This is a genomic window from Pseudomonas tehranensis, assembly GCF_014268615.1.
GTDB classification, from domain to species: domain Bacteria; phylum Pseudomonadota; class Gammaproteobacteria; order Pseudomonadales; family Pseudomonadaceae; genus Aquipseudomonas; species Aquipseudomonas tehranensis.
This window is the reverse complement of the sequence record NZ_JABWQV010000129.1, coordinates 1-13324: the sequence shown is the minus strand read 5'-3', so window position 1 is coordinate 13324 and position 13324 is coordinate 1. Positions and strand designations below refer to the sequence as shown.

Genomic DNA, 13324 nt, shown 5'->3' with positions numbered 1-13324 from the left:
GGGAGCCGAGCTTGCTCGCGATGACGGCGGTACATTCAGTATGGATGCAAGCTGACAGACCGCTATCGCGAGCAAGCTCGGCTCCCACAAGTTCTTCCACAGATTCTGTTTCAGGATGAGGGCTCAAACTTTTTTGCTTATATCGTGCCAAAAACCCGCTGCAGGCCCTGCGCCATGACGTATCGAGTGCGCTACACTGCGCCGCTTGTGCAAATCGAAGAGTTTGAAGGACAACCATGACGTTCAAGGCCCCGGACAGCCTCGCTGAGCAAATCGCCCATCACTTGGCCGAGCGCATCATCCGTGGCGAAATGAAGCCGGGCGAGCGCATCCAGGAGCAGAAGGTCACGCTGGCGCTCAACGTGAGTCGCGGCTCGGTCCGTGAGGCTCTGCTGATATTGGAGCGTCGGCATCTGATCGCGATCCTGCCGCGCCGTGGCGCACACGTCACCGAACTGAGCGAACACAAGGTACGCAGCCTCTGTGCGCTGATGAGCGAGCTGTACATCCTGTTGGGCAATGCGGTTGCTCATGGCTGGCAGGAGCAGGCCGACATGGCGCCGTTCCTCGAGATCCAGCAGCGTCTGCAGGACGCCTTCGCGCGCCAGGACATCCGCACCTTCGTCGATGAAAGTTTCAGCGTGATGCGCGCCGCGTATCCCTTCGCCAACAACCCATACCTGCAGGAAACCGTCGAGAACCTGCAACCAGCCATGAGCCGCGCCTACTTTCTGGCCCTGGAACAACGCAAGGCCGAGATGAGCGAATTCCTCGACCTGTTCCAGCGCCTGCTGAACGCCGTGCTGGCCCGTGATTTGCCGCAGATCCGCATCGTGCTGACGGCCTACGCCCAGCGCAGTTGCGATCTGGTGGTTTCTGCCCTGACGGCGGCCTGAACGTGCGGCTCAAGTGCATCAAGCTGGCGGGGTTCAAATCCTTCGTCGACCCGACCACGGTGAACTTCCCCAGTAACATGGCGGCGGTGGTCGGGCCTAACGGGTGCGGCAAGTCGAACATCATCGACGCCGTACGCTGGGTGATGGGCGAGAGCTCGGCCAAGAACCTGCGCGGCGAGTCGATGACCGACGTCATTTTCAACGGCTCCACCAGTCGCAAACCGGTGAGCCAGGCGAGCATCGAGTTGGTGTTCGACAATTCCGACGGCACCCTGATCGGCGAGTACGCGGCCTACGCGGAAATTTCCATCCGCCGCAAAGTGACCCGCGACAGCCAGAACAGTTATTTCCTGAACGGCGCCAAGTGCCGACGTCGCGACATCACCGATATTTTCCTCGGCACTGGCCTGGGCCCGCGCAGCTATTCGATCATCGAGCAGGGCATGATCTCCAAGCTGATCGAGGCCAAGCCCGAAGACCTGCGCAACTTCATCGAAGAAGCCGCTGGCATCTCCAAGTACAAGGAGCGGCGCCGGGAGACCGAAAACCGCATTCGTCGCACTCATGAAAACCTGGCCCGCCTGACCGACCTGCGCGAAGAACTCGAGCGCCAGCTCGAACGCTTGCACCGCCAGGCCGAGGCCGCCAAGAAGTACCAGGAATACAAAGGCGAAGAGCGTCAGCTCAAGGCCCAGCTGTCGGCCCTGCGTTGGCAGGCGCTGAACGAACAGGTCGGCCAGCGCGAGGCGATCATTGGCAACCAGGAAGTCAGCTTCGAAGCCCTGGTGGCCGAGCAGCGCAATGCCGACGCCGCCATTGAGCGCTTGCGCGACGGCCACCACGACTTGTCCGAACGCTTCAACCTGGTGCAAGGGCGCTTCTATTCGGTGGGTGGCGACATCGCCCGGATCGAGCAGAGCATCCAGCACGGTCAGCAACGGCTGCGCCAGTTGCAGGATGATTTGAAAGAGGCCGAGCGCGCGCGCCTGGAAACCGAATCCCACCTGGGCCACGACCGCACGTTGCTGCTGACCCTTGGCGAAGAACTGGAGCGGCTCACGCCGGAACAGGAACTCACCAGCGCCGCCGCCGAAGAGGCTGCCGCCGCCCTGGAAGAAGCCGAGCTGAGCATGCACGGATGGCAAGAGCAGTGGGACAGTTTCAACCTGAGCTCTGCCGAGCCGCGGCGTCAGGCCGAAGTCCAGCAGTCGCGCATCCAGCAACTGGAAGCCAGCATGGAACGCCTGGCCGAGCGTCAGCGCCGTTTGGCCGAAGAGCGCGCCTTGCTCGCGGCGGACCCCGAAGACGCGGCGATTGTCGAACTGAGCGAACAACTGGCTGCCAGCGAAGCCACCCTTGAAGACTTGCAAGCCAGCGAAGATGCCCAGGTCGAACGGCTCGAGCAACTGCGCCAGGCTTTGCAACTGGCTCTGCAGAATCAGCAGCAGGCCCAGGGCGAATTGCAGCGCCTCAATGGCCGTCTGGCTTCGCTGGAGGCCTTGCAGCAAGCCGCGCTGGACCCAGGCACCGGCACTGCCGAATGGCTGCGCGACCAGCATCTGGCCGAGCGCCCGCGACTGGCTGAAGGCCTGAAGGTCGATGCCGGCTGGGAGCTGGCGGTGGAAACCGTGCTGGGCGCCGATCTGCAAGCGGTGCTGGTGGATGACTTCGCAGGCTTCGATCTGTCGGGCTTCACCCAGGGCGATCTGCGCCTGCTCAGCCCCGCTGGTGATGGCGTGCGGGTGCCGGGCAGCTTGCTGGATAAAGTCGAGGCCCAGGTCGACCTGTCTCCCTGGTTGGGGCAGGTGAAGCCGGTGGACAGCCTTGAACAGGCTTTGGCCTTGCGCGGACAGCTGGCGGCCGGTGAAAGCCTGATCAGCCGGGACGGCTATTGGGTCGGTCGGCATTTCCTGCGGGTGCGTCGGGCCAGCGAAGCCGAGAGCGGCATGCTCGCCCGGGGCCAGGAAATCCAGCGCCTGAGCGCCGAGCGCGAAGAACGCGAAGCGAGCGTCGAAGCCCTGGAAACCGAATTACAGAATCTGCGGGCGCAGCAGCGCCAGCAGGAGAATGGTCGCGAACACTTGCGTCGGCTGTTGCAGGACGAAGCACGCCAGCAGGGCGAACTCAAAGCGCAGCTGTCCGCCGGCAGGGCCAAGGTTGAACAACTGGCCTTGCGCCGCACGCGCCTTGAGGAAGAAATCGCCGAGCTGAGTGAACAACGGGCGCTGGAGCATGAGCAGGTCGGTGAAGCGCGCCTGCAACTGCAGGAAGCCCTCGATGCCATGGCCGTGGACACCGAGCAGCGCGAGTTGCTGCTGGCTCAGCGCGACAGTCTGCGCGAACGCCTCGACCGGGTGCGTCAGGATGCGCGCCAGCATAAGGATCACGCCCATCAGTTGGCGGTGCGCCTGGGCTCGCTCAAGGCGCAGTACGATTCCACGCGCCAGGCGTTGGAGCGGCTGGAAATGCAGTCCGAACGCCTGACCGAAAAACGCGAGCAACTGAGCCTGAACCTGGAGGAGGGCGAAGCGCCGCTGGAAGAGTTGCGCCTCAAACTCGAAGAGTTGCTCGACAAGCGCATGAGCGTTGATGAGGAACTCAAGACTGCGCAAATTGCCCTGGAAGACGCCGACCGCGAACTGCGCGACGCCGAAAAGCGCCGCAGCCAGGCCGAACAGCAATCCCAACTGATCCGCAGTCAGATGGAGCAGCAACGCATGGAATGGCAGGCCCTGACGGTGCGCCGCAAAGCCTTGCAGGATCAGTTGCTCGAGGACGGCTACGACCTCGACGGCGTGCTCGCCACGTTGCTGGCCGGGGCCAACGAGAAAGACGCCGAAGAAGAGCTGGAACGCATCGCCGTCCGCATTCAGCGTCTGGGCGCCATCAACCTGGCGGCCATCGACGAGTACCAGCAGCAGTCCGAGCGCAAGCGCTATCTGGATGCCCAGAACGACGATCTGGTGGAAGCGTTGCAGACCCTGGAAAACGTCATCCGCAAGATCGACAAGGAAACCCGTAATCGCTTCAAGGATACCTTTGATCAGATCAACGGCGGTTTACAGGCACTTTTCCCGAAAGTTTTCGGTGGCGGCAGCGCTTACTTGGAACTGACGGGCGAAGATTTACTCGATACAGGGGTGACCATCATGGCGCGCCCCCCTGGCAAGAAGAACAGCACCATCCATTTGCTCTCCGGCGGTGAAAAAGCGCTAACGGCACTGGCTCTGGTTTTTGCCATTTTCAAATTGAACCCGGCGCCGTTCTGCATGCTCGATGAGGTGGACGCGCCGCTGGACGACGCCAACGTGGGGCGCTATGCACGCCTGGTAAAAGAGATGTCTGAAACGGTGCAGTTCATCTACATCACCCACAACAAGATCGCCATGGAAATGGCCGACCAGTTGATGGGCGTGACCATGCATGAGCCGGGTTGCTCGCGTCTGGTGGCGGTGGATGTGGAGGAGGCGATGGCGATGGTGGACAGTTAGCTCCAAGCGCGAGCGGCAAGCTGCAAGTGAGGCGGCTTGTGGCTTGCCGCTTGTAGCTTGTAGCTGCGGGTCATGCTAGTTTAATGTCAATTTTTCGTATGCGTGGGCAAAACGCCATTCAGAACATAGAGTTGGCGCCACGTTTTAAAGCGGTTTGCACATAGCTAAGCCCCTTATTTTTCAGCATTTTTATAGAGGCACGGGATTACATGGAAATCGGTCTGCGCGAGTGGCTGATCGTCATCGGCATTATTGTCATTGCCGGTATTCTTTTCGACGGCTGGCGCCGCATGCGCGGCGGCAAGGGGAAACTCAAGTTTCGCCTCGACCGCAGCCTGTCGAACCTGCCGGATGATGATGGCAATGCCGAGCTGTTGGGCCCGCCCCGGGTGCTGGATACCCATAAGGAACCGCAACTGGATGAGCACGACCTGCCATCGATGAGCGCGCCAGTGCGCGAGCCACGGGAGTCGGGTTCCAAGCGCGGCAAGCGCAACAGCGAACCGTCCCAGGGCGACCTGAACCTAAATCTCGACCTGGACGGCGGCCCGAGCTTCAGCAGCCGCGACGACGACTTCCCGGACGAGAACAAACCCGTGCGCGGCGACAAGGACCAGGCCCAGGCCGAGGAAGTGCTGGTGATCAGCGTGATCTGCCGCGACCCGGCCGGCTTCAAGGGCCCGGCGCTGCTGCAGAACATCCTGGAGAGCGGCCTGCGTTTTGGCGAGATGGACATTTTCCACCGTCATGAAAGCATGGCCGGCAACGGCGAGGTGCTGTTCTCCATGGCCAACGCGGTCAAGCCGGGTGTGTTCGATCTGGACGACATCGACCATTTCAGCACTCCGGCGGTGAGCTTCTTCCTCGGCCTGCCAGGCCCGCGTCATCCCAAGCAGGCCTTTGACGTGATGGTGGCCGCGGCGCGCAAGTTGTCCCAGGAACTCAACGGCGAGCTCAAGGACGACCAGCGCAGCGTGCTGACCGCCCAGACCATCGAACACTACCGCCAGCGCATCGTCGAATTCGAACGCCGGGCGTTGACCCAGAAACGCTGAGGCCAAAGATCGCAGGCCCTGTAGGAGCTGCCGAAGGCTGCGATCTTTGGCTTGAGACGCTAGTGTCCGGGGAAAAGAGATCGCAGCCTCGTTGCACTCGACAGCTCCTACAGCTCCTACAGTTCCTACGAGCGATCGAAGTATTGAGAATGAGCAGCCTAGGCTGCTCTTTTGCTTTATGAGAGAACATCCATGACTGCCGTCGAAACCCGCATCCAACAGCTGCGTACCGAGCTGGATCAGCACAATTACCGCTACCACGTCCTCGACGAACCGAGCATCCCGGACGCCGAGTACGACCGTCTGTTCCATGAGCTCAAGGCCCTGGAAGAACAGCATCCTGAACTTGTGACCAGCGACTCCCCGACCCAGCGTGTCGGCAGTGTTGCACTGTCGGCCTTCAGCCAGGTCCGCCACGAAATCCCGATGCTCAGCCTGGGCAACGCCTTCGACGAAACCACGATGCGTGAATTCGACCGCCGGGTGACCGAAGGCCTCGACCTGCCCATGGGCGACTTGCTGGGCGGTGGTGCGGCGGTGGAGTACAGCTGTGAGCCGAAGCTCGACGGCCTGGCGGTCAGCCTGTTGTACCAGGACGGCCTGCTGGTGCGCGGTGCCACCCGCGGCGACGGCACCACCGGCGAAGACATCAGCGTCAACGTACGCACGGTGCGCAACATTCCCCTCAAGCTGCAGGGCACTGGCTGGCCGCCAGTGCTGGAAGTGCGCGGCGAGGTGTACATGTCCAAGGCCGGCTTCGAGCGCCTCAACGCCACGCAACTGGAGGCGGGGGGCAAGACCTTTGCCAATCCGCGCAACGCGGCGGCGGGCAGCCTGCGCCAGCTGGATTCGAAGATCACCGCCAATCGCCCCCTGGAATTCTGCTGCTATGGCATCGGCCAGGTGACCGCGGACATTGCCGATACCCACATCGGCAATCTCAAGCAGCTCAAAGCCTGGGGCCTGCCCATCAGCCGCGAATTGAAACGGGCCCACGGCATCGACGAGTGCCTGGATTACTACCGCGACATCGGCGAGCGGCGTAACGCGCTGCCTTACGAAATCGACGGCGTGGTGTTCAAGGTCAACAGCATCGCCTCCCAGCGCGAACTGGGTTTTCGCGCCCGGGAACCGCGCTGGGCCATCGCCCATAAATTCCCGGCCAGCGAAGAACTCACCGAACTGTTGGACGTCGAGTTCCAGGTCGGCCGCACCGGCGCCGTGACACCCGTTGCACGACTCAAGCCGGTCAAGGTGGCCGGCGTGACCGTGGCCAACGCCACGCTGCACAACATGGACGAAGTGGCGCGCCTGGGCCTGATGATCGGGGACACGGTGATTATCCGCCGTGCCGGCGATGTGATCCCGCAAGTGGTGCAAGTGGTCACCGAGCGTCGCCCGGAAAACGCCCGCGCCGTTGAAATCCCGCAACAGTGCCCGGTGTGTGGCTCCCATGTGGAGCGCACGCAACTGATCAAGCGCAGCAAGGGCCGCGAAACCATCAGCGAAGGCGCGGTGTACCGTTGCGTCGGGCGTCTGGCCTGTGGCGCACAGCTCAAGCAGGCAATCATTCATTTCGTGTCGCGCCGGGCCATGGACATCGAAGGCCTGGGCGAGAAGAGTGTCGAACAGTTGGTGGACGAGGGGTTGGTGGGTTCGCCTGCCGATCTGTATGCCTTGACCTTCGAGCAAGTGGTCGACTTGGAAGGCTTCGCCGAACTGTCGAGCAAGAACCTGTTGTCGGCCATCGTCGACAGCAAGAAACCGAGCCTGGCTCGCTTCATCTACGCCCTCGGTATCCCGGACGTGGGTGAGGAAACTGCCAAGGTCCTGGCCCGCTCCCTCGGTTCACTGGGGCGTGTGCAAGCGGCCTTGCCTCAAGTGCTCACGTACTTGCCGGACGTCGGCCTAGAAGTGGCCCACGAGATCCACAGCTTCTTCGAAGATTCGCACAACCGCCAGGTGATCGAGGGCTTGTTGCGCCATGGCCTGGAGATCCAGGACCAGGGCGAACTGGGCGCCGAGTTCTCCGCCAGCACCACCCTGGGCGGTTTCCTGGACAAGCTGAACATCCCTTCGGTCGGGCCGGGCGGGGCGCAGAAACTGGCGGACAAATTTGGCTCACTCCAGGCCGTGATGAACGCCGACTGGCTGGACATGCGCCAGGCCCTGCCGGAAAAACAGGCCAACGCCGTGCGCGAGTTCTTCGCTGTCGCCGCCAACTGCCAACAGGCCGAAGCCGCCGAGAAGCAGTTGCAGGATTTCGGCATGCACTGGCAGAGCGAGAAAAAAGTCGTCGAAGGCCTGCCTGAAGCGGGGCACACGTGGGTGCTGACCGGGTCGCTGGAGCTGATGAGTCGCGATGTTGCCAAAGACAAACTGGAAAGCCTGGGGGCCAAGGTGGCCGGTTCCGTGTCGGCGAAAACCCATTGCGTCGTCGCCGGGCCGGGGGCCGGGTCGAAATTGACCAAGGCCAATGAGCTGGGGCTCAAGGTGCTGGATGAAGAGGCGTTTGTGGCGTTTTTGAGCACGCATGGCATCACGGTTTAGCCGTGAACACTTCGCCGGACAGCACTCAAGCTTTTGTGGCGAGGGGATCTATCTGCCCGTCCCTGCGGGGATAGATCCTCTTGCTACATGGGGATGTTTTGCTCGGGCGGTGTGGCGTCCGGGCGATTCATTTGAGCCCTACAACGAGTGCTGCCACCGGGAAGGGGCCCCCTTGGTCTTTTAATTTGTCCTCCGCGCCTGTGATCAGATTCTTCACAAAGTAGTATCGACCGCCGATACCACTCGATGCCTGGTCGCGGGACCAGTAGAACCTGTTTTCCGTTATTGGCCAGCCACTGCCGTAGGTATCCCATATTTCCCGCATTTCGACCATGGAAGGCAAGCGCATTCCATTGTTCGCGGCGGTGTTGCTCGCCCCGGTCCAGTCATTGTTGCCCAAGCCCTGACACACAATGACTCCGCTCACATACACGGTGTAGCTTTTCGATTGTTTGGCACTGTCTGTCGCCGTGATGGCGGTGGCGCCGTTTCTGCGCACGGTGACCCAACCGTTTTCATCGACCGCAGCGACCCCAGGCTCACTGGAACTGTAGCTGTAACCGGGCACTCCTCCGGAGGCTTGATGAAGGACCGCGGTACCGTCACCGAAGGCGGGCAGATTCGGATACCCGTGAACCATATAAACCTTGCCGCTCAAGGTCACCGGAGCAGTGTTGAACACCAGCTCCGGCGTAGGTGCCTGTACATTGAAGCGCAGCACTGCTGAGTCCGGTATGCCCGTGCCATAGAGTGCCCTGGCCTTGAGTTCGTAGGCTTTTGGGGTCAGCTCTGAAAGCCGGGATGTCCAGTTTGTGCTGTTGTCGGGAATATTGATCGGGTTACCAATGTCGGCGGCACCATCCATCAGTTGAATCTGTTGACCGCTGTTGCCGGTTCCGGTGACGGTCACACTGGGCTCGACCGTGGTCCCATCGACAATCGAGCCTTGGCTGTCAGAGATATCGGTGAGAGTCGGTGCAATCAGTTCAAGTGCATTGACGGTATAAATGCGCAACGGAAAGGTAACAGCCTCACTCTGATTACCGGTGCGATTGAACGTCACCAACAGCACAACCTTGAGCTCAGAACCATCGCGCAGCTTCTCAAGCTCGCTCCGTGGCAGCGGCGTGGAAAGCCCGGCAGTCACTTGGCCCGAACTAACCTCTGAGTCAGAGAGCAGCGCAATCGTGTAATCCGCACCATTGCTCGCAGCAGTCCCTTCACACTTCAGCCAAACCCGCTGACCCGTCGCGATTAACGGCCAGGGCGCGACAGTGACGCGGGTATCACCGGCGAAGCTACCCAGATCCAGCACGCTGCCAATCCCACCTTGCGCCGCCTGCGGAATCAGCGGCATCGTCAGGCTCGCCACAGGCATCGCCTGCACATTCAACGCAAACGAATCCGACGGCGGCGACTCCACGCCGTTCTGGATCACCGTATAACTAACCGTCACCGCTTTCCCCATACTGAACGCCACCACGCTGTTGCTGATCGGAACCTTCCATCCATCCCTGACCGGCCATTCACCCGAGGTGTGCGAACCCTCGGCCGGTGTGCCCGGCGCGCCGGTCCAGGTGACTTTCAGTTTGTCGTCGGGCAGCAGCGCGGCGTTGGCCGGCACGACGACGGTCAGTGTGTCCTTGGCATCGACCGGGTTCAGGCTCGCGCCATTGGCCTCTTCTACCGAGGGGGCGGTGAGGTCCAGGGCCGAACCCACCGTCAGGTGTCGGACGATGGAGTTGCCCAGCAAAGTCGTGCCACGCGTAACGGAATAGCTCACATCCACCGTGCCGTTGAGGTTCTCGGTCACGTACCTGAATGGCACGGTAAACGGCACCAGTTTGCCTGCCGTGTTGCCGGTCAAGAGTCTGGTCTGGTCCGGGGCACTGCTCGACGAGCCGCGCCAGCGCAGGACGACCACATCATCGGGAATCGTCGCGGTATGGGTCGCGTGAACGTTCACGCCAATCAACGGATTGACATCGTCCGGGTCCAACACGTCGTTGGGCGCTTCCACCACCGTCGGGATAGGCAGCGAGGGCGCCGCAACGCCCACGCTCAATACCAGAGACTCCGATTCGGGTTGGCCGTTCACGCTGTAGTACACAGTGAGCGAGCCACCATCGAGCCGCTTGACCTGCTCTTTGGCCAAGTTCGCCAACACGGGCGCGCCGACCGCCTCCCCGCTTACGATGGCGGTCACTTCATGGTAGGTCGGCAGCGTGGTGGCGGTGCGACCGTCGCAGATGATGATGATCTCGTCGCCGTCGGCACGTCCTGGGTAGTAAGGAACGGACAGGGTGTAGAAGTTCAGGTCCGGGTCCAGCGTTCCGCCCACGGCCTCTACGATCTCCGGGGCCAGGTATTGGCGGGGATCGCCGATCACGGTCACGGGTTCGCTTTTCGAGGGCAGGTCTTTCTCGCCACTTCGGATCCTCACGTAGCTTACCGAGGCCCGGCCCCTGGCGATCGCCGCGACATCGGCATGGGGGATGGTGAAATCGTAGTAGTAGGGAATGGTGTCGACCGTTTGCTCCAGCGGGCCGACGTCCACCGGCGAACTGTCGGCGGCGGTACCGCGCCAGGTCAGGCGCAACAGATCGCCCACGGCGTGTTCGTAGCGAGTGGCGGTGACACGCACGGTGACCGGGTCCCCGGCCAACACCTCAAGGTCAATCTCCCTGACGGGAAAGCCGTTGACCAGCACCAGCGGCGGATCGAGGCGGTTGTTGTTCACATCCACCAGCACATAGGTCACCGCCGACCAGCGCCAGTACCCGCCCGGGTAATTGCCGCATTCATCCACCACCTGATAGGCCACGGCGATGCCATCGCTGTCCTCGGCCAGCTCGATGATCTCCTTGGGGATGGTGATGGTGATCTCTGTATTTTCCTCAGCGGCGGTCACCGTGTGATAGACATTTTGAGTGCCCCAGGCCACGTTGATCCGGTCTCTGCGACGCATGTTATCGTATGGCTTGATGGTGATCGGCACGCCGGCTGCGGCCTCCTCGGGACCGACCCCGTGGTCGAGGATGTCCTGGGGAATCGAGTATTTCAATCCCGAGTGGCCTGGGGTGCCTTGGTCCGGATCGTAACCACCAGGCCGGTCGAGTTTGACCAAAAGCTTCCACTGCGGCTGCGACTCTATCGGCTGCGTTGCGGCGACGCGCAGCACGCTGTAGAACACCGGAAAAGCATCGCCGCTGACGATGTGCCCCTCATCGATACGGAACGTCAGCCGCTGACCTTTCTGGTTCAGGTCGATGGTGGTGCTCCAGACCGGCGCTGTGCTGTCACTCCAGTAGAAGCTGAAGCCGTCACCAACCTCCATGTTAAACCAGGGGTCGACGACGCAAAGCAATCCGCCCTCCACCAGCCTGGCTGGAATGCCGGCGTCATAGCCCTCCACGGGCAGCGTCCAGTTAGGCAACCAGGGCGGGTCAAGTGGATCGGCTGAAGGCGTGCTGCTGGGCGAATAGCGTGGGGGGAATCGCTTTTCCATGGGAAAACACCTCGACGTTTGAGGGGCTGCCAATAAAACAGTAGAGGCGCAGGGAGGAAGGAATCATTAATACGCGCCGGGGCGGGAGCGTCTACTGTCAGGAATGACAGTTCCAGGCGCCGTTCATCGCAAGAGGACGCCAGGCTTCAAGATCAGCACTCTCGCCATGGCTTATCGGACGCTGGTGCTGCAAGCGTGGGAACGATCACACACGGCGGGTGATCTAGTCTTGCAGGCCCCCGGGAGATCACCATGTACCGCTTCTTCGAGCAACTGAGTTCACGCATTGCCGCGCCCTTTACGGGCGATCGCTCGCGGAACAGCAAAATCTGGCCGTGCCGTTGCGGTCAGTCGCTGTTTTTCCGCAACAGCCAGTGCCTGGCCTGCCTGGCAGCGCTGGGTTATCAACCGGAGCAAAGCCGGTTGTCGTCCCTGCAACCCGCGGAGCAACCCGGCACCTGGACGCTGGACGCCGATCCGCAAGCCGGGTTGTTCCGCCGTTGCGCCAACCTCGACACCCCGGCGGCCTGCAATTGGTTGCTGCCGGCCAGTGGGCACGACACTTTGTGCATCGCCTGCAGCCTGAACCGCACCATTCCCGACCTGTCGATCCCGGAAAACCCCGAACGCTGGTGCAAAGTCGAAACCGCCAAGCGCCAGCTGGTGGCGCAACTGATCACCCTCGGTTTGCCGGTCATTCCAAAAACCGTCAGTGAAAGTGAGGGCCTGGCTTTCGATTTCATCGGCGTCGATCTAGACGGCACGCCTCCGACCACCGGCCACGCCAGTGGATTGGTCACCCTCGACATCAAAGAGGCGGACGATGCCCACCGTGAGCATGTGCGCCAGCAGATGCGTGAGCCATATCGCACCTTGCTCGGACATTTTCGCCATGAAGTGGGGCACTACTATTGGGACCGGTTGATCGCCAACAGCCATTGGCTCGATGCCTTTCGCGAGCAGTTTGGCGACGAGCGAGCCAGTTATACCGAAGCCCTGGAGCGCCACTATCAGCAAGGCGCGCCGCTGGACTGGCAAACCCACTACGTCAGCGCCTACGCGACCATGCATCCCTGGGAAGACTGGGCGGAAACCTGGGCGCATTACCTGCACATGATGGACGCAGTGGACACGGCCCTGGGTTTCGGTATGAGCGCCGGGGACATGGATTTCGACTACCAGCCGTTCCCGCCCGAGACCTTGTTCGACCCCGAACACACTGGTGGCGTGGCCTTCCTCTCGTTCGTCAACGCCTGGATCGAACTGGCCGGCATGCTCAACGAACTGTCGCGCAGCATGGGCCAACCGGATTTCTACCCGTTCGTCGTACCGGCCGCGGTGATCACCAAGCTGCATTTCATCCATCTGGTGATCCAGGAGGAGGGCGGCCGGGCTGACCAAGTGTTGCTGTAACCGCTCGACGTGTGGGAGCCGCTTTGTTCTCACAGGCAAGTGCTTGAACATCTTCAGTTTTTTAATCCGGCGCGAACGGTTGTAACTTCTCGTCAGATAGGTACAATGGCGCGGCTCGCCGTCAGGCGGGCGTCGTTATGGTGACCCCATCGGTCCCCCCGCAACGATTACCCGTGAACCTGGTCAGATCCGGAAGGAAGCAGCCACAGCGGGAACATTGTGTGCCGGGGTGTGGCTGGTGGGGTTGCCTCCATAACGCCCAGGCCTTCGTTCGCAAGGTTTTCTAACATTCCATATTTCTTTTATTGACCGAACGATATTTATCGTCGCTTTCTGCTGTCTGGATTCAGGGGGCAGAACTACCGAACACCAAAAAAGAAGCCCCCCCCCCCCCCCCCCCCCCCCCCCCCC

6 protein-coding genes and 1 other RNA gene are annotated in these 13324 nt (G+C 61.6%); 6 read left to right on the top strand and 1 reads right to left on the bottom strand.

What is annotated here, in order from left to right; genetic code table 11:
• The first annotated feature begins 236 nt into the window (after window positions 1–236).
• The 4 genes from HU811_RS17645 (at window position 237) to ligA (ending at window position 7992) form a co-directional block, all read left to right on the top strand.
• Window positions 237–896: a GntR family transcriptional regulator gene (locus HU811_RS17645; protein WP_092401724.1), complete on the top strand. Its 660-nt coding sequence runs from the start codon at window positions 237–239 to the stop codon at window positions 894–896.
• A gap of 2 nt (window positions 897–898) precedes the next feature.
• Complete coding sequence (smc, locus tag HU811_RS17640) at window positions 899–4387, top strand: chromosome segregation protein SMC (protein WP_186657233.1); 3489 nt, start codon at window positions 899–901, stop codon at window positions 4385–4387.
• A gap of 209 nt (window positions 4388–4596) precedes the next feature.
• On the top strand, window positions 4597–5442 hold the full coding sequence (gene zipA, locus HU811_RS17635) for a cell division protein ZipA (RefSeq protein WP_092401718.1): 846 nt from the start codon (window positions 4597–4599) through the stop codon (window positions 5440–5442).
• 192 nt (window positions 5443–5634) lie between these two features.
• On the top strand, window positions 5635–7992 hold the full coding sequence (ligA, locus tag HU811_RS17630; protein ID WP_186657231.1) for an NAD-dependent DNA ligase LigA: 2358 nt from the start codon (window positions 5635–5637) through the stop codon (window positions 7990–7992).
• Window positions 7993–8119: 127 nt separating this feature from the next.
• Here ligA and HU811_RS17625 read toward each other — a convergent pair whose 3' ends face one another.
• Window positions 8120–11500: an immunoglobulin-like domain-containing protein gene (locus tag HU811_RS17625; protein ID WP_186657229.1), complete on the bottom strand. Its 3381-nt coding sequence runs from the start codon at window positions 11498–11500 to the stop codon at window positions 8120–8122.
• A 252-nt stretch (window positions 11501–11752) separates the two neighbouring features.
• Between HU811_RS17625 and HU811_RS17620 the strand changes: the two genes are divergently transcribed.
• Both HU811_RS17620 and ffs read left to right on the top strand, forming a co-directional pair.
• On the top strand, window positions 11753–12913 hold the full coding sequence (locus HU811_RS17620; RefSeq protein WP_186657227.1) for a zinc-binding metallopeptidase family protein: 1161 nt from the start codon (window positions 11753–11755) through the stop codon (window positions 12911–12913).
• Between the two features lie 147 nt (window positions 12914–13060).
• Window positions 13061–13157, top strand: an RNA gene (gene ffs, locus HU811_RS17615) — signal recognition particle sRNA small type.
• Window positions 13158–13324 lie beyond the last annotated feature (167 nt).

Bases quoted from the DNA above. Each gene is read 5' to 3' on its own strand.
- HU811_RS17620 (WP_186657227.1), top strand. From the start codon at position 11,753: ATGTACCGCTTCTTCGAGCAACTGAGTTCACGCATTGCCGCGCCCTTT.
- HU811_RS17645 (WP_092401724.1), top strand. From the start codon at position 237: ATGACGTTCAAGGCCCCGGACAGCCTCGCTGAGCAAATCGCCCATCAC.
- ligA (WP_186657231.1), top strand. From the start codon at position 5,635: ATGACTGCCGTCGAAACCCGCATCCAACAGCTGCGTACCGAGCTGGAT.
- HU811_RS17625 (WP_186657229.1), bottom strand. From the start codon at position 11,500: ATGGAAAAGCGATTCCCCCCACGCTATTCGCCCAGCAGCACGCCTTCA.
- zipA (WP_092401718.1), top strand. From the start codon at position 4,597: ATGGAAATCGGTCTGCGCGAGTGGCTGATCGTCATCGGCATTATTGTC.